The organism is Pseudomonas sp. CBZ-4 (assembly GCF_000346755.1).
GTDB lineage: Bacteria > Pseudomonadota > Gammaproteobacteria > Pseudomonadales > Pseudomonadaceae > Aquipseudomonas.
On the sequence record NZ_ANNV01000042.1, the window covers coordinates 40,767 to 65,699 of the forward strand.

Below are 24,933 nucleotides of genomic sequence, written 5' to 3' on the forward strand. Positions count from 1 at the left end.
GGGCTGGTCTGCCGCCATCGCGGGCAAGCCCGCTCCCACATGTGTGTGGGCTTTCACCGCGATCTGCCCGTTGAAGCAAAAGTTGGAAGGCTTCTTGCAATACCGCCTCCAAGACGCCTTCTGGCGTCAAAACTTTGCTTCAAAGGACACGAGGAATACCGGTGGTAGATCGCTCTCAAATGTTCAGCACGGCCCGTGGCACCCTGACTGACCTGTCGCGGGGCAATCTGGGTGTGCCGTTGTTGTTGCTGGTGATGCTGGCAATGATGATGTTGCCGATGCCGCCGTTCCTTTTGGACGTGTTCTTCACTTTCAACATTGCCCTGTCCGTCGTGGTGCTGCTGGTCTGCGTGTACGCCCTGCGGCCGTTGGACTTTGCGGTGTTCCCGACCATCCTGCTGGTGGCGACCCTGCTGCGGCTGGCGCTGAACGTGGCGTCGACCCGGGTGGTGATGCTGCACGGCCAGGACGGCCACGCCGCTGCCGGCAAGGTGATCCAGGCCTTCGGTGAGGTGGTGATCGGCGGTAACTACGTGGTCGGTATCGTGGTGTTCGCGATCCTGATGATCATCAACTTCGTCGTGGTGACCAAGGGCGCCGGGCGGATTTCCGAGGTGAGCGCGCGCTTCACCCTCGACGCCATGCCCGGCAAGCAGATGGCTATCGACGCCGACCTCAACGCCGGCCTGATCGACCAGAACCAAGCCAAGTCCCGCCGTGCCGAAGTGGCCCAGGAAGCCGAGTTCTACGGCTCCATGGACGGTGCCAGCAAATTTGTGCGCGGTGACGCCATCGCCGGCTTGCTGATCCTGTTCATCAACCTGATCGGTGGCATGGCCGTCGGTATCTTCCAGCACGGCATGACCTTCGGCGATGCCGGTCGTGTGTATGCCTTGCTGACCATCGGTGACGGTTTAGTGGCGCAATTGCCATCACTGTTGTTATCTACAGCTGCCGCCATCATGGTGACCCGTGCTTCGGGCTCCGAAGACATGGGCAAGCAGATCAGCCGGCAGATGTTTGCCTCGCCCAAGGCCCTGGCCGTGGCGGCGGGCATCATGGCGATCATGGGTATCGTGCCGGGCATGCCCCATGTGTCGTTCCTGAGCATGGCGGCCCTGGCGGGCGGTGCGGCGTACCTGTTCTGGAAAAAGCAAAACGCCGTCAAGGTGCAAGCACTGCAAGAAGTCGCCCGTCAGCAGGAACTGCTGCCATCCCCGGCCCGCGCCTCGGAAACCAAAGAACTGGGCTGGGACGACGTCACGCCCATCGACATGATCGGCCTGGAAGTCGGCTACCGCCTGATTCCGCTGGTGGACCGCAACCAGGGCGGCCAGTTGCTCGCGCGGATCAAGGGCGTACGCAAGAAGCTGTCCCAGGACCTGGGCTTCCTCATGCCCACCGTCCATATCCGCGACAACCTCGACCTGGCTCCAAGCGCCTACCGCCTGACCCTGATGGGGGTAATCCTGGCCGAAGCCGAGATCTACCCGGACCGCGAACTGGCGATCAACCCCGGCCAGGTCTTCGGCACGCTCAACGGCATAACCGCCAAAGATCCGGCTTTTGGCCTGGAAGCGGTGTGGATCGAAATCAGCCAGCGCAGCCAGGCGCAGTCCCTCGGCTACACCGTGGTAGACGCCAGCACCGTGGTTGCCACGCACCTCAACCAGATCCTCTACAAGCACTCCCATGAGTTGATCGGCCACGAGGAAGTCCAGCAATTAATGGGCTTGCTGGCCAAAGCCTCGCCAAAACTCGCCGAAGAGCTGGTGCCGGGCGTGCTGTCGCTGTCGCAATTGCTCAAGGTGTTGCAGGCGTTGTTGTCCGAACAGGTGCCGGTGCGCGACATCCGCAGCATTGCCGAGGCCATCGCCAACAATGCCGCCAAGAGTCAAGATACTGCCGCGCTGGTGGCGGCGGTGCGCGTCGGATTGTCCCGCGCAATCGTGCAAAGCATTGTAGGCACTGAGTCTGAGCTGCCTGTGATCACCTTGGAACCAAGGTTGGAACAAATATTGCTCAATAGTATCCAGAAGGCAGGACAAGGCCAGGAAGAGGGCGTTCTGCTGGAGCCAAGCATGGCTGAAAAACTGCAGCGTTCGTTGATCGACGCCGCACAGCGCCAGGAAATGCAGGGCCATCCAGTGATTCTGCTGGTGGCAGGCCCCGTCCGGGCGATGCTGTCGCGGTTTGGACGCCTGGCAGTGCCGAATTTGCACGTTTTGGCTTATCAGGAAATTCCTGACAACAAGCAAGTGACTATCGTCGCGACAGTAGGGCCCAACGGCTGAGGTAGTGGGTTATGCAAGTGAAGCGTTTTTTCGCCGCCGATATGCGTCAGGCCATGAAACTGGTACGTGATGAGCTGGGCGCCGATGCCGCGATTATCGGTAACCGTCGGATTGCCGGCGGTGTCGAGCTGACGGCTGCCCTGGATTACACCCCCCAGGCCCTGGCCCCGCGTGTGCCGAACATGGAACTCGAAGACGAGCTGCGCAAGACCGCCTCGCGCATCGTCTCGGCCCAGGCTGAGCTGAGCATGCGTGGCGACAGCGATGCCACCACCAATCGCCAGTTGTTCGCCGGCCTGCCGCTCACCGCTGCCGAGCCGCTGGTCGAGCCGACGTTGACCGAACCGCCACGTCCCGCAGCGCCAGCCCCGGCCGCCGCGGTTGACCAGCGTGTGTTCGACTCGATGCGCTTTGAACTCAACGGCCTGCGTGAGCTGCTGGAAGTGCAACTGGGCTCCCTGGCGTGGACGCAGCTGCAAGGCAGCAAGCCGGCCCAGGCCAACCTCTGGCGCCGCCTGCAACGCATCGGCCTGTCCGGCCCGTTGTCCCGCGACCTGCTGGCGCTGACCACCGAAATCGAAGAACCTCGCCAGGCCTGGCGCATGTTGCTGGCGCACCTGGCGCGGATGATCGTCACCCCGGAAATCGAACCCCTGGAAGAAGGTGGCGTGATCGCCATGGTCGGCCCTGCCGGCATGGGCAAGACCACCACCCTGGCCAAGCTGGCGGCGCGTTACGTGCTCAAGTACGGCGCGCAGAATATCGCGCTGGTGAGCATGGACAGCTACCGCATCGGTGCCCAGGAACAACTCAAGACACTCGGGCGCATCCTCAATGTGTCGGTGACCCACGTCGACCCGGGCCAGTCCCTGGCCAACGCCCTCGATCCGCTGCTGCGCAAACGCGTGGTGCTGATCGACACCGCCGGCCTGCAAGCCAGCGACCCGGCCTTGCGCATGCAGCTGGAAAGCCTGGCCGGGCGCGGGATCAAATCGAAAAATTACCTGGTGCTTGCAACCACCAGCCAGAAACAGGTTCTTACCGCTGCGTATCACAGCTATAAGCGTTGCGGGCTGGCCGGTTGCATCCTGACTAAACTGGATGAGACGGCGAGCCTGGGCGAAGTGTTGAGCCTGGCTATCAGCCATGAACTGCCGGTCGCCTACCTGACCGACGGGCCGCGGATTCCAGATGATTTGCATCTGCCGCGCCGTCATCAGTTGGTCAGTCGGGCAGTCAGCGTACAAATGCAAGAAGAGCCTAGCGAGGAAGCGATGGCCGATATGTTCGCTGACCTCTATCACAACCCGGCAAAGCGGGTGGGTTGAGGCAGTACGAACACCGTGAAATGTACCTACATCGATGGTCTGCAAGCGATTCACGCGGCCAAGCCATGTAGCCTGCGTCTAAGCAAGACAAGGTAAAGAAATAAAATGGGCAGCATGCATCCCGTACAGGTGATCGCGGTGACCGGCGGCAAAGGTGGCGTCGGGAAAACTAACGTGTCAGTGAATTTGTCCCTGGCCCTGGCAGAGCTTGGCCGTCGCGTCATGCTGCTGGATGCTGACCTGGGGCTGGCGAACGTCGACGTTCTGCTGGGGCTGACGCCCAAACATACCCTTGCCGATGTGATCGAGGGCCGCTGTGAGCTGCGCGATGTGCTGCTGCAGGGGCCTGGCGGGATCCGCATCGTGCCGGCCGCCTCGGGCACCCAGAGCATGGTGCACCTGAGCCCGGCGCAACATGCCGGCCTGATCCAGGCGTTCAGTGATATCGGCGACAACCTCGACGTGCTGGTGATCGACACCGCCGCCGGGATCGGCGAGTCCGTGGTCAGCTTTGTGCGCGCCGCGCAGGAAGTCTTGCTGGTGGTCTGCGATGAACCCACCTCGATCACCGACGCCTACGCCCTGATCAAGCTGCTCAACCGTGACTACGGCATGAACCGCTTCCGGGTCCTGGCCAACATGGCCCAGAGCCCGCAAGAAGGCCGCAACCTGTTCGCCAAGTTGACCAAGGTCACGGATCGCTTCCTCGATGTCGCCTTACAATACGTCGGCGCAGTTCCCTATGACGAGTGTGTGCGCAAGGCCGTGCAAAAGCAGCGTGCGGTCTATGAAGCGTTCCCTCGTTCGAAGTGCGCACTGGCGTTCAAGGCTATTGCCCAGAAGGTCGATACCTGGCCGTTGCCCGCCAACCCGCGGGGGCATCTGGAGTTTTTCGTCGAGCGATTGGTGCATCAGACGAGCGCAGGACCGGTGCTATGACAGCCAGCGGCTACAACCTTTACAAGAAGTCGGCACGTGACAGCCAGGGCGAATTGATCGAGCGCTATGCGCCTCTGGTCAAGCGCATCGCCTATCACCTGCTGGCGCGTTTGCCCGCGAGTGTGCAGGTCGAAGACTTGATCCAGGCTGGCATGATCGGCCTGCTCGAAGTCTCGACCAAATACGACGCGAGCAAGGGTGCGAGTTTCGAGACGTATGCGGGTATCCGCATCCGGGGTGCGATGCTCGATGAAGTGCGTAAAGGGGATTGGGCGCCGCGTTCGGTACACCGCAATACACGCATGGTCAGTGACGCAATTCGTGCAATTGAAGCAAAAACCGGTCGCGACGCTAAAGATCACGAAGTTGCGGCCGAACTCCAATTGAGTCTCGACGATTACTACGGGATTTTGAACGATACCTTGGGCAGCCGCCTGTTCAGTTTCGACGACCTGCTACAGGACGGCGAACACGAGGGGCTGCATGAGGACGGCGCAAGTGCACATCTTGAGCCGTCGCGTGACCTGGAAGACGAACGTTTCCAGGGCGCGTTGGCGGACGCGATTGCCAATTTGCCGGAGCGTGAGCGACTGGTGTTGGCGCTGTACTACGACGAAGAGCTGAACCTCAAGGAAATCGGTGAGGTCCTGGGGGTCAGCGAGTCGCGTGTCAGCCAGCTGCATAGCCAGTGCGCAGCCCGCTTGCGGGGGCGATTGGGAGAGTGGCGCGCGCGCTGACAGGCGGTGTGGGGACACTGCAGACGAACCCGTGAAGGCCACCGGCTTTTGCGGGTTTGCACCGTGGTGCCCTGGGCAGTCCTTTTTGTGTAACGCCTGTTGATTGAAATGGCGCGTCCAGGTGCTGGGCGCGTTTAAGACTGCTTGGAGGTCGAATTGGACAAGAACATGAAAATCCTCATCGTTGATGACTTCTCAACGATGCGGCGGATCATTAAAAACCTGTTGCGTGACCTTGGGTTCACAAACACGGTCGAGGCGGATGACGGCATTACGGCGATTCCGATCCTCAACAGCGGGAGCATCGACTTTCTGGTAACCGACTGGAACATGCCGGGCATGACCGGTATCGACCTGCTGCGCCACGTGCGTGCGGACGAAAAATTGCGCAGCTTGCCGGTGCTGATGGTGACCGCCGAAGCCAAGCGTGAACAGATCATCGAAGCCGCCCAGGCCGGGGTCAACGGTTACGTGGTCAAGCCTTTCACGGCATTGGCGCTGAAAGAGAAGATCGAGAAAATCTTCGAACGCATCCACGGCTAATGCCATCGCGGGGGAGCTATGGAGCATAAAGAAACATCACAGGGAGACTTCGAGTCGACCCTGAAGAAGCATGCTCACCAGTTGGTCGACAGCCTTGAAAAAGGCCAGTTCGGCGACGCGGTGCAGTTGATCCATGAGCTCAACCAGACCCGTGACCGCGGCCTGTACCAGGAAGTGGGCAAGCTCACACGCGAGCTGCACAGTGCGATCGTCAATTTCCAGATTGACCCGCACATGCCCCAGGCCGAAGAAATCTCGCAGATTACCGATGCCACCGAACGCCTTTCCTATGTGGTCAGGCTGACTGAGGCGGCGGCCAACCGCACCATGGACCTGGTGGAAAACGCCACGCCCCTGGTCAACGGCATGGCCAACGAAGCCCAGGCCTTGGGCCACGACTGGGGCCGCTTCATGCGTCGCGAAGTCGGGGCCGAAGAGTTTCGTGAATTGGCGCGTCGGGTCGAAGGTTTCCTGTCACGCAGCGAGCAGGACAACCGCACGGTTTCCAGCAACCTCAATGACATTCTGCTGGCCCAGGATTACCAGGACCTCACCGGTCAGGTGATCAAGCGCGTGACCCAACTGGTCACCGAAGTGGAAAGCAATTTGCTCAAATTGGTGCTCATGGCAGGCCAGGTTGACCGTTTTGCCGGCATCGAACATGACCGCGAAGCGATCCTCTCGGAAAAAGATCCACAAAAACATCTCGCCAAGGGTGAAGGTCCGCAGATTCATGCCGATAAACGTGAAGACGTTGTATCGGGTCAAGATGATGTTGATGACCTGTTATCCAGTTTAGGCTTCTAAGGAGCACCCACATGAGCTTCGGCGCCGATGAAGAAATCCTTCAGGATTTCCTTGTAGAGGCCGGCGAAATTTTAGAGCAGTTGTCCGAGCAACTGGTCGAGCTGGAAAGCCGACCGGATGATGCGAACCTGCTCAATGCAATTTTTCGCGGTTTTCACACTGTAAAAGGGGGCGCCGGCTTCCTCCAGCTCCATGAGCTGGTGGAGTGCTGCCACATCGCCGAGAACGTGTTCGACATCCTGCGCAAGGGTGAGCGTCACGTTGATTCGGAATTGATGGACGTGATTCTCGAAGCACTGGATGCGGTCAACGGCATGTTCAGCGAGGTGCGCGAACGTGCACCGATCACCGCGGCCACCCCGGAACTGCTGGCCGCCCTGGCGCGCCTGGCAGAGCCGGCCGACACCTCGGCTGCGCCTGTTGCAGAAGCGGCGCCGGAGCCGGTGGTCGAGGCCGAGGCGGATGTCACGGACAGCGAGTTCGAACAGCTGCTCAACTCCCTCAATGCGGTCAAGGCTGAGGCCGAAGCGCCGGTGGCTGCTGTTGCAGCGCCAACGGGCGAAGACATCACCGACGCCGAATTCGAATCGTTACTCGACCAGTTGCACGGCAAAGGCCAGTTCGCTGCCGATGCGGTTGCGCCTGCCGCTGCTGTCGAGGCGCCTGCCGCGCCTGCCAGCACCGACATCACCGACGATGAATTCGAAGCGTTGCTCGACCAACTGCACGGCAAGGGCACGTTCGTGGCCGACGCCTTGCCGGAAGTCGCGGCTGCGGCGCCAACGGCTGCTGCTGCACCGGCTGCTGACGGCCTGATTTCCGATCACGAATTCGAGTCCCTGCTGGACGAGTTGCACGGCAAAGGCAAGTTCACCGAAGTGGGGGCCTCGGCCTCGGCTGCGGTCGCAACTCCTGCACCAGTGGCCGCCAAGGCAGCGGCACCGGTGGCGGCCAAACCCGCTCCGGCACCTGCCGCCGCAGCAGCGCCTGCACGGGCTGCGGCACCGGCACCGGCCGCCGCGGAAAAGCCTGCCAGTGAAGCCGAAACCACCGTGCGGGTGGATACCGCACGCCTGGACGACATCATGAACATGGTCGGCGAACTGGTCCTGGTGCGTAACCGCCTGGTGCGCCTGGGCCTGAGCAGCGGCGATGAAGCCATGCAAAAGGCCGTGTCGAACCTCGACGTGGTCACTGCCGACCTGCAAACCGCCGTGATGAAAACGCGGATGCAGCCGATCAAGAAAGTCTTCGGCCGCTTCCCGCGCCTGGTTCGCGACCTTGCGCGCCAGCTGAAGAAAGAGATCAACCTGGAACTGGTGGGTGAAGAAACCGACCTCGACAAAAACCTTGTCGAGGCCCTGGCCGACCCGCTGGTCCACTTGGTGCGCAACGCCGTCGACCACGGCGTCGAAACCCCGGAAGAACGCGAAGCCTCGGGCAAGTCCCGCAACGGCAAGGTGATTCTGGCGGCGGAACAGGAAGGCGACCATATCCTGCTGTCGATCACCGATGACGGCAAAGGCATGGACCCGGCGATCCTGCGCAATATCGCGGTCAAGCGTGGCGTGATGGACAAGGACGCCGCCGACCGCCTGACCGACACCGAGTGCTACAACCTGATCTTCGCCCCGGGCTTCTCGACCAAGACCGAGATCTCCGACGTGTCCGGCCGCGGTGTGGGCATGGACGTGGTGAAGACCAAGATCAGCCAGCTCAACGGCTCGATCAATATCTACTCGACCAAGGGCCAGGGCTCGAAGATCGTGATCAAGGTGCCGTTGACCTTGGCGATCATGCCGACCCTGATGGTGATGCTGGGCAACCAGGCGTTCGCCTTCCCGCTGGTCAACGTCAACGAGATCTTCCACCTCGACCTGTCGCGCACCAACGTGGTGGACGGCCAGGAAGTGGTGATCGTGCGCGACAAGGCGTTGCCACTGTTCTACCTCAAGCGCTGGCTGGTGGCATCGGCCAAGCATGAAGAGCAGCGCGAAGGCCATGTGGTGATCCTCTCCGTGGGCACTCAGCGGATCGGCTTTGTCGTCGATCAACTGGTTGGCCAGGAAGAAGTGGTGATCAAGCCTTTGGGCAAAATGCTGCAGGGAACCCCGGGCATGTCGGGCGCGACCATCACCGGTGACGGTCGGATCGCGCTGATTCTCGATGTTCCGAGCATGCTCAAGCGTTACGCCGCTCGGCGTATTTGATTCTGGTGGGGCAGGGCGGTTTGCCCGCCCCGCCTAACGGAGTGTTTATGGCAGTCAAGGTCCTGGTGGTGGACGATTCGGGTTTCTTCCGCCGCCGCGTCTCGGAAATTCTTTCCGCCGATCCAAGCATCCAGGTGGTCGGCACGGCCACCAACGGCAAAGAGGCGATTGATCAAGCCATTGCGTTGAAGCCTGACGTCATCACCATGGACTACGAGATGCCGATGATGGATGGCATCACCGCAGTCCGCCACATCATGCAACGCTGCCCGACCCCGGTGTTGATGTTCTCCTCGCTGACCCACGAAGGCGCCCGAGTCACTCTCGATGCGCTGGACGCGGGTGCGGTGGACTTCCTGCCGAAGAATTTCGAAGACATCTCGCGCAACCCCGAGAAGGTCAAGCAACTGCTGTGCGAGAAAGTCCACAGCATTTCCCGCAGCAACCGTCGCAGCCTGTTCAGCGCGCCTGCGCCTGCACCGGTTGCGGCGGCGCCTGCGCCGACGTCGTCGTTCGGTCGCCCGGCCCCTGCGCCGGTGCCCCGGCCTGCGCCAGCCGCCGCACCGGTGCGCGCCGCAGCGCCGAGCGCGCACTCGCCAGCGCCCAAGCGCAAAGCCTACAAGCTGGTCGCCATTGGTACGTCCACCGGCGGCCCGGTGGCCCTGCAACGCGTGTTGACGCAGTTGCCAGCGAACTTCCCGGCGCCGATCGTGCTGATCCAGCACATGCCCGCCGCGTTCACCAAGGCCTTCGCCGAACGCCTCGACAAGCTGTGCCGCATCAGCGTCAAGGAAGCCGAGGATGGCGACATCCTGCGCCCTGGCCTGGCGCTGCTGGCCCCGGGTGGCAAGCAGATGATGGTGGATGGCCGTGGCGCGATCAAAATCCTGCCGGGGGATGAACGCCTGAACTACAAGCCGTGCGTGGACATCACCTTCGGTTCGGCAGCCAAGTCCTACGGCGACAAAGTTCTGGCGGTGGTCCTCACCGGCATGGGCGCCGACGGCCGTGAAGGCGCGCGCCTGCTCAAGCAGGGCGGCAGTGCGATCTGGGCCCAGGACGAAGCCAGCTGCGTGATCTATGGCATGCCCATGGCCATCGTCAAGGCTGACCTGGCCGACGCCATCTACAGCCTGGACGACATCGGCAAGCATCTGGTGGAGGCCTGCCTCTAATGGATGTGTTGAGCCTGATCGGCATCATCATGGCGTTTGTCGCCATCATCGGCGGCAACTACCTCGAAGGCGGCCACCTTGGTGCGCTGGCCAACGGCCCGGCCGCGTTGATCGTGATCGGCGGCACCGTCGGTGCGGCGTTGTTGCAGTCGCCGTTGAGCTCGTTCAAGCGCGCCATGCAGATCCTGGTGTGGATCATCTTTCCGCCGCGCGTCGACCTGGCCGGTGGCATTGATCGCGTGGTCAACTGGAGCCTCACCGCCCGCAAGGAAGGCCTGCTGGGCCTCGAAGGCGTGGCCGATGCCGAGCCCGACAGCTACGCGCGCAAAGGCCTGCAATTGCTGGTGGACGGCGCCGAGCCGGAAGCGATCCGCAGCATTCTGGAAGTGGATTTCTACACCCAGGAAAGCCGCGATATCAACGCCGCCAAAGTCTTTGAAAGCATGGGCGGCTACGCGCCGACCATCGGCATCATCGGTGCCGTGATGGGCCTGATCCACGTGATGGGCAACCTCGCCGACCCTTCGCAACTGGGCAGCGGCATTGCCGTGGCGTTTGTCGCCACCATCTACGGCGTGGCCAGTGCCAACCTGGTGTTGTTGCCGGTGGCGAGCAAGCTCAAGTCGATTGCCCAGCGCCAGTCGCGTTACCGCGAAATGTTGCTGGAAGGCATCCTGTCGATTGCCGAGGGCGAGAACCCGCGCTCCATCGAATTGAAGCTCCAGGGCTTCATGGACTGATGGGAGGTCATGATTGTGAGCCGTCGCCGTCGCGAGCCTGAAGAGCACGTCAACCATGAACGCTGGCTGGTGTCCTACGCGGACTTCATCACCTTGCTGTTCGCGTTTTTCGTGGTGATGTACTCCATCTCGTCGATCAACGAAGGCAAGTACAAAGTCATTTCCCAAGCCCTGATCGGCGTGTTCAACGACGCCGATCGCTCGCTCAAGCCGATTCCCATTGGTGAGGAACGGCCCAGGACCGTGACCCCGGCCAAGCCGCTGGTCAACGACAGCGACGAAACCGCCGCTGGCGTCGGTGGCACCAGCGACCCGCTGAAAAGCATTGCCGACGACATCAGCGCGGCCTTTGGCGACTTGATCAGCTCCAACCAGATGACCGTGCGCGGCAATGAGTTGTGGGTCGAGATCGAACTCAATTCCAGCCTGCTGTTCGCCAGTGCCGATGCGCTGCCCAGTGACCAGGCGTTCACCATCATCGACAAGGTCGCGGGCATTCTCAAGCCGTTCGAGAACCCGATCCACGTCGAAGGCTTCACCGACAATTTCCCCATCAGCACCGCGCAGTACCCGACCAACTGGGAACTGTCGTCGGCGCGCGCATCGAGCATCGTGCGCATGCTCGCGATGCAGGGCGTGAACCCCGGGCGCATGGCGTCGGTGGGTTATGGCGAATTCCAGCCGGTGGCGAACAACGCCACGGTGGAAGGCCGCGCGAAGAACCGCAGGGTGGTGCTGGTGGTGTCGCGCAACCTCGATGTGCGCCGCAGCCTGACCGGTACCGGCACGGCCAATGCAACACCGGACGCGGCCTTGAAGCGCGCTGGCACACAAACTGCACCGGCAGTGGTAACGCCGCCGGTTCGGCAGAGCTCCGTCAATTCTCCGTCACCGGCTCAATAACCTATGCAATGTCTCGGTCGCGCCTGTGCCCACCGGGAGGAACCAACTGAATGAGAGTCTGGGCAGTTGCCAATCAAAAAGGTGGGGTCGGCAAGACCACCACCTCCATCGCCCTCGCTGGCTTGCTGGCCGAGGCGGGCAAGCGTGTGGTCGTGGTCGACCTCGACCCCCACGGCTCGATGACCAGCTATTTCGGCTACGATCCGGATGCGCTGGAACACAGCTGCTACGACCTGTTCCTGCACAAGGGCAGCGTGCCGGCCGACCTGCCGGGGCAGCTGCTGTTGCCCACCAGCAACGAGCGCATTTCCCTGCTGCCGTCCAGCACGGCGCTGGCCACCCTTGAGCGCCAGTCGCCGGGGCAGAGCGGCCTGGGCCTGGTGATCGCCAAGACCCTGGCGCAACTGTGGCAGGACTTCGACTACGCCATCATCGACAGTCCGCCGTTGCTGGGCGTGCTGATGGTCAACGCGTTGGCGGCCAGCCAGCAGTTGGTGATCCCGGTGCAGACCGAGCACCTGGCGGTCAAAGGCCTGGAACGCATGGTCAGCACCCTGGCGATGATCAACCGCTCGCGCAAACAGGCGCTGCCGTTCAGCATCGTGCCGACCCTGTTCGACCGCCGTACCCAAGCCTCCCTCGGCACCCTGCGCGTACTGCGCGATGCCTACCCGGAGACGATCTGGAACGGCTATATCCCGGTGGACACGCGCCTGCGTGACGCCAGCCGCGCCGGCCTCACGCCGTCGCAGTTCGACGGCAAGAGCCGTGGCGTGATGGCCTACCGCGCGCTGCTCAAGCACCTGCTGTCCCAGCAGCTTGTGGCGCAGGTGGCTTGATGAACCGTCCTGTCGAATTCAAGACCCGGCCGCAACTGGCACTGGAATCCTACCTGGATGCCTTGCTCCAGGACGCGACCGCCGAAGAGCTGCCCGAACCGCTGCTGGTGCTGGAGCCGGTCGTCGAGCCGCCGGCCACACTGGATGAGTTCCAGCTGGCGGTGCTCGAAGAACAAGCCCGCGATGCCCAGGTGGTGGTGCCGATCACGCCGGCCGTAGTGGCCCCCGTGGTGGTCGCACCGGTGGTGGAAGTCCATCTGCCGCCGAGCATCACACCGCCGCCGGTCACCACCGATGGCCGCCCGAGCTGGGCCGCCGAGCCGTTCGAATGCCTGCTGTTCGACGTCGCCGGCTTGACCCTGGCGGTGCCGCTGGTGTGCCTGGGCTCGATCTATTCCCTGGAAGGCCAGGAGCTGACGCCGCTGTTCGGGCAACCGGAGTGGTTCCTCGGCATCCTGCCCAGCCAGGCCGGCAACCTCAAAGTCCTCGACACCGCGCGTTGGGTGATGCCCGACCGCTACCGCGACGACTTCCGCCAGGGCCTGCAATACGTGATCTCGGTGCAGGGCTACGAGTGGGGGTTGGCGGTGCATCAGGTCAGCCGCTCGTTGCGCCTGGACCCGAACGAAATCAAATGGCGCAGCCACCGGGGCCAGCGGCCTTGGCTGGCGGGCACCGTGATCGAACACATGTGCGCATTGCTCGACGTCTCCGAACTGGCCGAGTTGATCGCCAGCGGCGCCGTCAAGTCGATGCCGGTGACTACACGCAGTTGATTGAACAATAAGGGCCGCGATGTTTCGGGGCCAATGAAGCACACACGCCGTACATAGCGGCATTTGAAGGGGTCAGGGGTATGAACAACAAGTCAGCGTCCGCACAAGGTTTGGATGATCCGATCCTGCAATGGGTAACCTTCAAGCTGGACAACGAGTCCTACGGGATCAACGTGATGCGCGTGCAGGAAGTGCTGCGCTACACCGAGATCGCCCCCGTGCCGGGTGCGCCAAGCTACGTGCTGGGCATCATCAACCTGCGCGGCAACGTGGTCACCGTGATCGACACCCGCCAGCGTTTTGGCCTGGTGCCGACCGAAGTCAACGACAACACCCGTATCGTCATCATCGAAGCCGACAAGCAAGTGGTTGGCATCATGGTCGACAGCGTGGCCGAAGTGGTCTACCTGCGCCAATCGGAAGTGGAAACCGCGCCGAACGTGGGCAACGAAGAGTCCGCCAAGTTTATCCAGGGCGTGTGCAACAAGAACGGCGAACTGCTGATTCTGGTTGAGCTGGACAAGATGATGAGCGAAGAAGAATGGTCGGATCTGGAGAACATCTGATTGTTTCTTGAAGCGGCGGTGATCGTCCTGGCCCTGTTGTGGGCCGGGACGTTGGCCTTCCTGCTGCGCTACCTGCGCCAGCAACGGGAAGTGGCCCTGCAACAGGCCGAGCGCGACGCCGTGCGTGATCGGCGTGTGCTGGAGTTGGTCAAGCGGGTTGATCATTACCAGCAGACGGCGGTGCGGGTGGGCGACGAAGTGCACGAACTGCGCGCGATCCTGGCGCCGTTGCCGGACAAGCTGGCGCAGATCGAGCAGCGTGATCCGTCGAGCCTGTCGTTTGCCCAGGCGGCGAAGTTGGTAGGGATGGGGGCGACGGTGGATGAGTTGACCCAGTCCTGCGGGCTGACCCAGGCTGAGGCGCAGCTGATGAGCAAGCTGCACAAAAGCTGACCCCTGGTTGTATGTGCCCTGATTCAAAAATGTGGGAGCTGGAGCTTTTTGGCCAGAGTACATATCCGTTGCTGCGGTAACGGCCACTTAGGGTTCTGCTCTTACAGCGGGTCACTTTTGGAGGAGCCTGTACGGACCGGAGACATGGTTGACGGGTGTGCGGGGACATGGTGGACACTTTTCGGCGAGCCAGCTTCGCCGGGTTGCCCACGGCTTCAAGCCTGCGTTCGGGGCGACCCCAGATCAAAGCCAGAGCGCGGCGGCCTTAGAGCCGACCGGTATTTCTCATGTCGTTCACCGTTCGCCTGTGGGAGCTGGCTTGCCTGCGATCGCATCACCTCGGTATGACTGACACACCGAGGTGCCTGCATCGCGGGCAAGCCCGGCTCCCACACAAAGCTGTACAAAAGTTGAATTATTGTCGAATTCACCTAAGTCAGCTCCAGGCCTTGAAATAGAGCCTTCCAACAAAAAAACCAAGCCTTCCCCAACCCCTCGTTTTTGCGAAATGTGTCACAGGGCCATACATCCCCATGGCACTTTTATGTCTTTGTGGTGACCAAGCCTGCGAATGTAGGAAGTTTCACTCACAAGGATGCGAAATGTCTTTCGACGCTTTACCTAGAACAAAACCGTCTGTTTTGCTGCAGTCTTGCGTCGCCACCTGTTCCCTTGTCGGTTTCCTGACCAGTGCAGCGGCTTTAGCGGCTGAACCGCAAGCACCTGCCCAACAATTACTCCTGCAGCAACAACGTGAACGCGCCCAGCGCGAGCAGTTGGAGCAATCCCCCGACGTCCGTCTGGAAGCGCCGCTGGACAGCGCCGGCAACCTGCGTCTGCCGCGCAATGAAACGCCGTGCTTCAAGATCGACCGCGTGGTCCTCCGTGGCGAGCAGGCCGAAGACTTCCAGTGGGCCCTGCGCGCCGCCAACCCGGCGGACGATCCGGTGCAAGGGCGTTGCGTCGGTTCCGCCGGTATCAACCTGACGATGAAGCGCATTCAAAACGCGATCATCGCCAAGGGTTTCATCACCACCCGTGTCCTCGCCGAGGCCCAGGACTTGAAGCAGGGCACGCTGTCGCTGGTGCTGGTGCCGGGGCGGATCAAGCACATCCGTTTTGCCGAAGGCACCTCCGCCCGCGCCAATTATTGGAACGCCATGCCCGCATCGCCGGGTGATGTGCTGAACCTGCGCGACATCGAGCAGGCGCTGGAGAACTTCAAGCGCGTGCCCACCGCCGAAGCCGACGTGCAGATCACCCCGGCCGAAGGCGCGGATGCGCAGCCCGGCGAGAGCGATGTGGTGATCGCCTGGAAGCAGGCGATTCCGGTACGGGTCAGCCTGTCGGTGGACGATTCCGGCAGCAAGCAGACCGGCAAGTACCAGGGCAACGTCGCGCTGTCGCTGGATAACCTGGCCAGCCTCAACGACCTGTTCTACATCAGCTTCAACCATGATCTGGGCGGCGGCCAAAGTGGCGACCGTGGTTCCAAGGGCCATACCGTGCATTACTCGGTGCCCTACGACTATTGGCAGCTGAGCCTGACGTCCAGCGAGTACGACTACCACCAGACGATTGCCGGGGTGAACCAGGCGTATTCCTACAGTGGCCGCAGCCGGACCAATGAGGTGCAGCTGTCGCGGGTGATCTACCGCGATGCGGTGCGCAAGACCACCGTGTCGGTCGGCGGTTGGAGCCGCACCTCCAGCAACTACATCGAAGACACCGAGATCGAACTGCAACGCCGGCGCATGGCCGGTTGGCAGGCGGGGATCAACCACCGTGAATTCATCGGCGCCAGCACCCTCGACCTCGGCGTCGGCTATCGCCGTGGCACCGGCGCCCGCGATGCATTGCGCGCGCCTGAAGAGGAAAACGGCGAAGGCACCTCGCGCTCGCAGATCATCACCGCCAACGCCCAATTGCAGCTGCCGTTCACCCTGGCCGACCAACGCCTGCGCTACATCGCCGGCTGGCGCGGGCAGTGGAACCGTACGCCGCTGATCCCCCAGGACCGCTTTTCGATTGGCGGACGCTACACCGTGCGCGGTTTCGACGGCGAGCAGATCCTCTCGGCCGAACGCGGCTGGACCTTCAGCAACGACCTCGGCCTGAGCCTGGCCAACACCGGCCAGGAACTCTACCTGGGCGTGGACTATGGCGAAGTCGGCGGGCATTCCACCCAGTACCTCTCGGGCCGACGCCTGGCCGGTGCGGTGGTGGGCCTGCGCGGCGGCTACAAGCAGTTTTCCTATGACATCTACACCGGCAAGCCCCTGGAAAAACCCAAGGGTTTCCAGACCGCCGACGTGACCAGTGGCTTCAGCGCCAACTGGTCATTTTGAAGGAGGCCAGCATGCACCACGACACCCTGGAGGTGCTCGCCCCCGAGCGGGCCGACAGCCCCATCGACGAAGCCCAGGTGCTGGGCTCGGCGGTGTGGCTGTGGATGCACTCGGCGGCCCATCGCGATGCGCCGTTGCACAGCCTGTCCACGCTGTTGCTGCCGGCGATCAAGCGGCGCCAGTTCATCTTGATCAGCGAAGGCGGGCGGCCGGTGTTTTTCCTCTCGTGGCTCAACCTCAGTGCCGATGCCGAGGCACGTTACCTGCGGGCACCGGCGGTGTGCCTGCCCGCCGAGGATTGGGACAGCGGCGAGCGGTTGTGGATCAACGACTGGGTCGCACCGTTTGGCCACACCCGGCGCATCAGCAGCTTGCTGCGCCGCCGTTTGTGGCCCGGCAAGGTGTTCCGCGCACTGCACCACAAAGGCGAAGCGCGCGGCTTGCGCGTCTTGAATTTCCAGGGCATCGCCGTCCTGGACCTGGAGGCGCAAGCCTGGTTTGCCACTCACCCGTTACCCAGCGACGCGCTCTGATCAGCCACCGCGCAAAGGATCTGCATGAATAAGCATCTGTTTCGAGTTGTATTCAACAAGGCCCGCGGCCTGCTGATGGTGGTGGCCGAGAACGTCAAGAGCGCCTGCAAGGCCCCCGGCACCACGCGCGGCGTGTCCTCGGTCAGCCCGGTGACGGCAACCCTCACGCCGCTGCGGTTTGCGCTGATGGTGGGCATGGGCTGGGTCACCCTGGTGGCGCCGGTGCAGGCGCAGATCGTGGCCGATGGCTCGGCACCGGCGGGCCAACGCCCGACCATCGGTGCCGCTGGCAATGGCGCGCCGGTGGTGGACATCACCCGCCCGAGCGACGCAGGCGTGTCGCGCAACACCTATTCGCAGTTCGACGTGGACAAGCGCGGGGTGATCCTCAACAACGCCGCGACCAACAGCCAGACCCAACTGGCCGGCTGGATCGAAGGCAACCGTGCGCTGGCCAATGGCAGCGCGCGGGTGATCCTCAACGAAGTCAATTCGAGCAACCCGAGCCAGTTGCGCGGGTTTGTCGAAGTGGCCGGTTCCAAGGCCCAGGTGGTGATTGCCAACCCGTCGGGCATCGCGTGCGAAGGGTGCGGCTTTATCAACGCCGACCGCGCCACGCTGACCACCGGGCGCGCGCAGTTCGAGAATGGCCTGATCAGCGGCTACCAGGTCTCGGGCGGCAAGATCAGCATCGGTGGCGAAGGCATGGACAGCAGCCGCGCCGACTACACCGAGATCATTGCGCGCACGGTCGAAGTCAACGCGGGCATCTGGTCCAAGGACCTGACGATCAAGGCGGGCACCACCGGTGCCGCGCCCGCTGACACACCAGCGGTAGCCATCGACGTGGCGCAACTGGGCGGCATGTATGCCGGCAAGATCACCCTGGTGGGCAACGGCGCCGGCGTGGGCGTGCGCAACGCCGGGCAGATCGGCTCCAGCGCCGGTGAAGTGGTGATTGGCAGTGACGGGCGCATCGAAAACCGTGGCCAGATCAGCAGCGCCACCCAGCTGACGGCCACCGCTGACAAGGGCATCGACAACAGCGGCACGCTGTACGCCCAAGGCAACCTGGACCTGAATACCGCCGCCGATATCGACAACAAGGGCATTGCCTCCGCCCAGGGCGATGCGCGCCTGACCGCCAAGGGCGCGATTCGCAGCCAGGCCGGTTCCGCACTCGCGGCGGGCGTCGACAGCGCCGGCAAGCTCGGCGACAGTGGTTCGCTGACCCTGACTTCGGCCGGCACGATCACGGCCAAGGGGCAGAACCTTGCGGCGCAAAAGCTTACCGCCAACGCCGCGCAGGTTGACCTCAGTGACAGCCAGACCTCGGCCCAGACCGTCGCGTTGACCAGCACCGCTGGCAACCTGGACCTGCGCCGCAGCCGCGTCACCGCCAGCCAGGCCCTGACCGCCAACGCCAATCAGGCCCTGCTCAGCGATGCCGCCCAGGTCGGCGCGGCGCAGATCGGCGTCACCGCGCTGGACCTGTCCAACGTCGGCGGCAAATGGGTGCAGACCGGCACTGCCGGCATGCGCGTGAGCGTCACCCGCAACCTCGACAACAGCAGCGGCATCCTCGCCAGCGGCGGCGGCCTCGACGTCAGTGCCGACAGCCTGAACAACAGCGGCGGCCTGGTGCAGTCCGGTGCCCTTGGCGATTTGTCCGTCACCGCCCGCCAGCACCTGGCCAACGGCAACGGCAAGCTGGTGAGCGCCGCGCAGCTGACCCTCAACGGCGGCACCCTGGACAACAGCAACGGGCAGATCACCGCCGGCGGCGCGCTGGGAGTCACCGCCGCGCAATTGAACAATGCCAAGGGCACCGTCGCGGCGACGCAGACGCTGACGGTCAAGGCCGGCAGCGTCCTGAATCAGGGCGGCACCCTCGGTTCGGTCGCGGGCGACCTGCTGCTCAACAGCGACGCAACGGCGCTCGACAACACCGGCGGTCGTCTGGAAGCCGCGAAGGCCTTGACCGTCAACGCCCAAGGCTTGAGCAACAGCAGCGGGGTGATCACCGGCGCGCAGTTGTTGCTCAACACCCAGGGCCAGCAATTGAACAACGCCCAGGGCACCCTGAATGCCAGCGATACCCTGACCGTCGACAGCGGCGTGCTGAACAACGACGGCGGCATCGTGCAGGCCAAGTCGAGCCTGAAGATCGACACCCACGGCCAACAGCTGAGCAACCGCAACTCCGGCAGCACCGGTGGCATCCTCGGCCAGCGCGACGTCAGAGTGCGTGCGGGCCAGTTGCTCAACGACCAGGGTTTTATCGGCAGCGCCGCCACCCTGGACGTCAACGCCCAGCACCTGAGCAACCAGGCCGGTCTGTTGCGCGCCGACGGGCACCTGCTGTTGACCGCTGCCAGTGTGGATAACAGCAGCACCCAGGGCGCCAACCAGGGTATCAAGGGCCAGTCCGTCGCGATGGATGCGGACAGCGTCAGCAACCGTGGCGGTTCGATCGTCGCCGACACGACGCTGAGCGTTACCGGCAGCGGCACCCTGGACAACGAACAAGGGATCATCTCGGCTGGCAGCACGCTGACCGTGGCCGATCGTGACCTCGCGCAAAAACGCCAGGCTATCAATAACGGCGCGGGCACCCTGATCGCCGGGCAATCGCTGCTGCTCGACAGCGCCAGCTACGGCGGCAACGGCAAGGTTCTCAGCCTGGGTGACCTGACCTTCCGCCTGACCCAGGACTTCGTCAACAACGGCCTGTTCCAGGCCAACGGCAACGTGTCGCTGGCCACCAGCGGGCGCCTGACCAACCAGGGCGCGCTCCAGGCCGGCAACCTGCTGCGCCTCGACGCCAACGTTGTCGACAACACCGCCAGCGGTGTGATCAGTGCGCCGAAGGTGCAGGTCAACGCGGCCACACAACTGGACAACCGTGGCCTGATCGACGGCGAAGCCACGCGCCTGACCACCGCGACCCTGAACAACCTCGGCACCGGGCGCATCTATGGCGACCTGCTCGCCATCTCCGCCGGCACCCTGAACAACACCCTTGAAGGCGCATCCGCCGCAACGATTGCCGCACGCAACCGCCTGGATATCGGCGCGCAGGTCATCAACAACCGTGAGCACGGCTTGATCTTCAGCACCGGCAACCTGCTGATCGGCGGCGCCCTGGATGCCAATGACCAGGCCACGGGCCAGGCGCAGGTGTTGAACAACGCCAGCGCCACCGTCGAAGCGCTGGGCAGCCTCAGCGTCAACGCCAAGCAGATCAACAACACCAACGAACACTTCGCCACCCAGCAGGTGCAGGTGTCCACCCAGGCCTTGCAGGAATACCTGCTGTCGGGCTCGACCAACCGCTACCTGCCGGGGCAGATCTCGCTGTACAACGACGAAGTCCTGCACCTGGTGACACCGGAAGGCTACGGCACGCGCTGGCTCCGCTACGACTACAACCGCACCGTCACCGAGACGCAGATCGTCGCCTCGGACCCGGCGCAGATCCTCGCCGGTGGCAACATCAACCTGATTGCCGACCAGGTGTTCAACGACAAGAGCCGGATCATCGCCGGCCAGGCGCTGAATGCCAGCGTCGGCACGGTGATCAACACCGAACTGACCGGCCAGAAGGTCACCACCGACAACGGCACGTTGGCCAGCTACTACCGCATCCAGCGCAAGGGCCGCGACCGCCAGGGCCTTAACGTCACGGCGTATACCCCGGCGCCGTTGATCGAGCAGATCTCGCTGAAACCGACGGTGTTTACCGAGTACGCGGCGATCAACGGCACGGGCACCCAGGTGGGCGCGCTGGTCTTGGCCAAGGTCACCGACAGCGCGGCCGGCACGGGTGACCTGGCCGGCGCCGGGCGCACCTACGCGGTGACCCCGATCAGCGAAGTGCAAGCGCTGACCCAGCAGAACGCGGGCGGCGCGGTGGAGCAGATCCGCACCGGTGGCTTCAACCCGGACCTGCCCAACAGCAGCCTGTACCAGATCAACCCCAACAGCACCGCCGGTTACCTGGTGGAGACCGACCCGCGCTTCGCCAACTACGGCAAGTGGCTGTCCTCGGACTACATGCTCGAACGCCTGAACCTCGACCCGGCCGGCACCCAGCAGCGCCTCGGCGATGGCTTCTACGAGCAGAAGCTGATCCGCGAACAAGTCGCCCAACTCACCGGGCGCCGCTTTGTCGATGGCTATGCGAGTGACGAAGCGCAGTATCGCGGCATGATCGACAGCGCCGTGACCCTGGCCGACCAGTGGAAGCTGATCCCGGGCGTGGCGCTGACCGCCGCGCAAATGGCGCAGTTGACCAGCGATATCGTGTGGCTGGTGTCCAAGGACGTGACCCTGGCCAGCGGCGAAGTGCGCAAGGTGCTGGTGCCGCAGGTGTACGTGCGGGTGCGTGAAGGTGATATCGACGGTTCCGGCGCGTTGATGGCCGGGCGTACCTTGAACCTCGACGTGCGCGGTGACCTGGTCAACAGCGGCAGTCTTTCCGGGCGCGATGGCGTGAACGTCAGCGTGCAGAACCTCAACAACCTTGGCGGGCGCATCCAGGGCAACGACGTGTCGTTGAATGCCAGCCAGGACCTGAACAACATCGGCGGCCTGATCAGCGCCAACAGTCGCTTGGCGCTGAGTGCCGGCAACGACATCAACGTGCGTTCGATCACCACCGACAGCGAAAGCGCGCAGGGCACCCGCACCGCCTTGTCGCGTGTAGCAGGGCTGTATGTGTCGGCACCGGCGGCCAACCTGATTGCCACCGCCGGCAACAACATCAACCTGCAAGCGGCCCAGGTCAGCAACACCGGCGTCGGCGGCAAGACGGCGCTGGTGGCGGGCAACGACATCACCTTGAGCACGGTGAACGAGTCCTTCACCCAGGCCAACCAATGGGACGGCGACAACTGGCGCAAGGAAGCCGGGCGCAGCGAAGTCGGCAGCTCGGTACAAGCCACGGGCGATATCCGCCTGGGCGCCGGGCGTGACGTGCAGGCACGCGGCGCGCTGGTCAACAGTGACGCCGGTGCCGTGGCTGTCAGCGCCAACCGCGACATCAACGTCGAAGCCAGCGAGCGCTTCAGCACGGCGGACGAGGCGCACAAGGTCAAGGGCAGCAACGGCATGTTCTCCAGCAAGACCACCACCACCCGTGACACGGTGGCCCAGACCACCGCGCAAGGCTCGACCTTCAGCGGCGAGCAGGCGGTGATGCAGGCCGGCAACAACATCACCATTACCGGCAGCAACGTGGTCTCGACCTCGGGCACGGCGCTGGTGGCGGGCAATGACATCAAGGTGTTGGCGGCCACCGAGACCCTCGACGAAAAACACACCAAGGACGTGAAGACCAGCGGCATGTTCAGCGGCGGCGCGATTGCCGTCACCATCGGCTCGCAGCAACAGACCAACAAGGACAGCAGCCAGCAGACCACGGCCGCCGCCAGCAGCGTGGGTTCCACCGACGGCAATGTGCTGATCAGCTCCGGTGGCGAATACCGCCAAGTCGGCAGCAATGTCAGCGCGCCCAAGGGCGATGTGTCGATCGAGGCGTCCGAGGTCAATATCCTCGAAGCGCGCAACCTCGCCGCGCAGCAGCAGGAGCAGCGCTTCAAGCAGACCGGCGTGAGCCTGACCCTGACCAACCCGATCGTCAACGCGGTGCAAACCGGCCAGCGCATGAACAAGGCCGCCGAGCGCACCGACGACAAACGCATGAAAACCCTGGCCGCGCTGAACACCTTTTGGGCCGGCACCGAAGCACATACCCAAGTGATGGCCGACCCGGCAGCGGCGGGCGGGATCAACTTGAGCATCGCCCTGGGCATGAACAAGAGCGAGAACAAAAGCGAGCAGACCTCCAACACGGCGGCCGGCTCGACCGTGGCGGCAGGGCACGATGTGTCGATTGTGGCCACCGGCGGCAAGCGCAATAACGACCTGACGGTGCAGGGCAGCCAGATCACTGCCGGCAACGATGCGTTGCTCAAGGCCGACGGCAATATCCTGCTGGCGGGTGCTGAGAACACCATCGAGCAACACAGCACCAACAAAAGCGTGAACGGCAGCCTGGGGATCGGCATCTCCTTTGGCAGCGAGAAGAACGGCCTGAGCTTCAACGCTTCGGCGTCCCAAAGCCGCGGCAATGCCGATGGCAATGACCTGGTCTGGAGCAATACCCATGTGACGGCGGGCAATCAGGCAACCTTGGTGTCCGGCAAGGACACCACCTTGCGCGGCGCGGTGGTCTCGGCTGACAAGGTCAAGGCCGACGTCGGCGGCGACTTGAATATCGAGAGCCTGCAAGACACCAGCACATTTGCCTCCGAGCAGAAGAGCATGAGTGCCGGCATCAGCATCTGCATCCCGCCGGTCTGCGCCGGCGCTGCAACGGCCAGCTTCAGCTCCAGCAACACCAAGCAGAAGTCCAACTTTGCCAGCGTCATCGAGCAATCGGGGATTCGCGCCGGCGACGGCGGTTTCGACCTCAACGTGCGCGGCAACACCGACCTCAAGGGCGGCGTGATTTCCAGCACCGACAAGGCCATCGCCGACGGCAAGAACAGCCTGACCACCGGCACGCTGACCGTGGCCGACATCCACAACACCTCCGAAGCGAGCGTCAAGACTTCCGGGGTGGAGCTCAGTTCGGACATGCTCGACGGCAAGCTCGGCACGGCCAAGGCGCTGCTCGCCAACAGCCTCGCCAACGGTTCGGATTCCGACTCCGCCGAGAGCGACACCCGCAGCGCCATCAGCGCCGGCACCCTGGTGATCACCAATGCCGAGCGCCAGCGCGTGGTCGCCGGGATGACGGTTGACCAGACGATTGCCAACCTCAACCGCAATACCGAGGCTGCCCACGTTGCCGTGGAGCGCCTGGACGTGGCGGAGATGGGGCGCAAGGTCGAGGCTGAGCAAGAGATCAAGCGTGAGTTCTACAACCAGGTGTCGATGCTGGCGGATGAGGCGTATCGCAAGATCTTCCTTGAGAAGGCGCGGGTGTATGAGGTGTTGAAAGACAAAGATGGCAAGGCGATGCTCGATGAAAAGGGCAACGTTCAGCGCCGGGAATTGAACGACGAAGAAAAGCGCAACCTCAAGCCTGGGCCGGATGGCAAGGTACACATTGCCAACAACGGTATTTTCAACGACATCGACGGTGCGGCCAAATATGCCGAACAACACAGCAGTGCCGATACCGGGCCGCAGTATTTGATCCACTTCGAGAAAGCCAACAACTTCACGTCCGAGTTGATGATCGCGGCCTATCAGAAGAATTTCGAAAATGATTTCTGGGGCTTGTCCAACGCAGCCGTGCAGACCAAGGACTATATGGTCCAGTTTGGTCAAAGCGGGCTACACATCGATGGTCACAGCCGTGGCACGTTGACCACGGGCAGTGCGATGGAGTCGTTGGCGCGTGATCCGGCAAACGTGGGTGTGCTGGGCGGCACGTCGATGAACTTCTTCGGCGCGGCCTACAGCGTGCAAAAGGCCGATTCGCTGCTGGGGGTCTTGCAGGACCGTTCATCGCTCAGTTTTGAAGCACAGCGCGAGGCGATGGCGCTGCAGTACCAGAACCACAATTTCGACCCCGTTGCGCGGACACCGGGCGTAGGTTTCAACGCCGGGACTGGCGGTACGATTCCAGATGGCAGCGTCCGCCTGTGGGAGTGGCTGAAAGTGCTGGGCGGCGATAAAACCGTGCATAACTGCTATGGCAAGGGCGGGGATAACTGCCGGCCATTCTGGATGGACTCACCCGATGGCATGTCACATTTCATGCGCGTCAAACAATGAGGAAGGGCGTC

The 24,933-nt window shown here is 63.1% G+C and carries 17 protein-coding genes; all 17 read left to right on the forward strand.

Annotated features, from left to right (window positions below; genetic code table 11):
• The first annotated feature begins 179 nt into the window (after nt 1-179).
• The 17 genes from flhA to B348_RS0106005 all read left to right on the forward strand — a co-directional run bounded on the left by flhA (nt 180) and on the right by B348_RS0106005 (nt 24,922).
• On the forward strand, nt 180-2,294 hold the full coding sequence (gene flhA / locus B348_RS0105925) for a flagellar biosynthesis protein FlhA (protein ID WP_017735224.1): 2,115 nt from the start codon (nt 180-182) through the stop codon (nt 2,292-2,294).
• 11 nt (nt 2,295-2,305) lie between these two features.
• Nucleotides 2,306-3,622, forward strand: a complete 1,317-nt coding sequence (flhF, locus tag B348_RS0105930; RefSeq protein ID WP_017735225.1) for a flagellar biosynthesis protein FlhF — start codon at nt 2,306-2,308, stop codon at nt 3,620-3,622.
• A 105-nt stretch (nt 3,623-3,727) separates the two neighbouring features.
• A complete protein-coding gene (fleN, locus tag B348_RS0105935; RefSeq protein WP_003192912.1) occupies nt 3,728-4,561 on the forward strand; it encodes a flagellar synthesis regulator FleN in 834 nt (277 codons plus the stop codon).
• Nucleotides 4,558-5,298 carry an RNA polymerase sigma factor FliA gene (fliA, locus tag B348_RS0105940; protein ID WP_017735226.1) on the forward strand — a complete coding sequence of 247 codons (741 nt, stop codon included), beginning with the start codon at nt 4,558-4,560 and terminating at the stop codon, nt 5,296-5,298. Before fleN ends, fliA begins: the two co-directional genes overlap by 4 nt.
• Before the next feature lie 168 nt (nt 5,299-5,466).
• A complete protein-coding gene (locus tag B348_RS0105945; protein ID WP_015885173.1) occupies nt 5,467-5,841 on the forward strand; it encodes a chemotaxis response regulator CheY in 375 nt (124 codons plus the stop codon).
• Between the two features lie 18 nt (nt 5,842-5,859).
• Nucleotides 5,860-6,648, forward strand: a complete 789-nt coding sequence (locus B348_RS0105950) for a protein phosphatase CheZ (RefSeq protein ID WP_026136598.1) — start codon at nt 5,860-5,862, stop codon at nt 6,646-6,648.
• 11 nt (nt 6,649-6,659) lie between these two features.
• A complete protein-coding gene (locus B348_RS0105955; RefSeq protein ID WP_017735228.1) occupies nt 6,660-8,858 on the forward strand; it encodes a chemotaxis protein CheA in 2,199 nt (732 codons plus the stop codon).
• Nucleotides 8,859-8,905: 47 nt separating this feature from the next.
• A complete protein-coding gene (locus B348_RS0105960) occupies nt 8,906-10,033 on the forward strand; it encodes a chemotaxis response regulator protein-glutamate methylesterase (protein ID WP_017735229.1) in 1,128 nt (375 codons plus the stop codon).
• Complete coding sequence (locus tag B348_RS0105965; protein ID WP_017735230.1) at nt 10,033-10,773, forward strand: flagellar motor protein; 741 nt, start codon at nt 10,033-10,035, stop codon at nt 10,771-10,773. Before B348_RS0105960 ends, B348_RS0105965 begins: the two co-directional genes overlap by 1 nt.
• A 15-nt stretch (nt 10,774-10,788) precedes the next feature.
• Entirely contained in the window at nt 10,789-11,676 is an 888-nt protein-coding gene (gene motD, locus B348_RS0105970; protein WP_026136599.1) for a flagellar motor protein MotD, read from the forward strand.
• A gap of 50 nt (nt 11,677-11,726) precedes the next feature.
• Nucleotides 11,727-12,515, forward strand: coding sequence for a ParA family protein (locus tag B348_RS0105975; protein ID WP_017735232.1), 789 nt, complete (start codon nt 11,727-11,729; stop codon nt 12,513-12,515).
• Entirely contained in the window at nt 12,515-13,291 is a 777-nt protein-coding gene (locus B348_RS0105980) for a CheW domain-containing protein (RefSeq protein ID WP_017735233.1), read from the forward strand. Before B348_RS0105975 ends, B348_RS0105980 begins: the two co-directional genes overlap by 1 nt.
• Nucleotides 13,292-13,371: 80 nt before the next feature.
• Nucleotides 13,372-13,857, forward strand: a complete 486-nt coding sequence (locus B348_RS0105985) for a chemotaxis protein CheW (protein ID WP_017735234.1) — start codon at nt 13,372-13,374, stop codon at nt 13,855-13,857.
• Nucleotides 13,858-14,250, forward strand: coding sequence for a DUF2802 domain-containing protein (locus tag B348_RS0105990; protein WP_017735235.1), 393 nt, complete (start codon nt 13,858-13,860; stop codon nt 14,248-14,250).
• Between the two features lie 641 nt (nt 14,251-14,891).
• Nucleotides 14,892-16,598 carry a ShlB/FhaC/HecB family hemolysin secretion/activation protein gene (locus B348_RS0105995; RefSeq protein WP_017735236.1) on the forward strand — a complete coding sequence of 569 codons (1,707 nt, stop codon included), beginning with the start codon at nt 14,892-14,894 and terminating at the stop codon, nt 16,596-16,598.
• 11 nt (nt 16,599-16,609) lie between these two features.
• Nucleotides 16,610-17,131 (forward strand): toxin-activating lysine-acyltransferase, encoded by a 522-nt coding sequence (locus tag B348_RS0106000; protein WP_017735237.1) that lies wholly within the window; start codon nt 16,610-16,612, stop codon nt 17,129-17,131.
• Nucleotides 17,132-17,155: 24 nt separating this feature from the next.
• Nucleotides 17,156-24,922, forward strand: coding sequence for a hemagglutinin repeat-containing protein (locus B348_RS0106005; RefSeq protein ID WP_017735238.1), 7,767 nt, complete (start codon nt 17,156-17,158; stop codon nt 24,920-24,922).
• Nucleotides 24,923-24,933 lie beyond the last annotated feature (11 nt).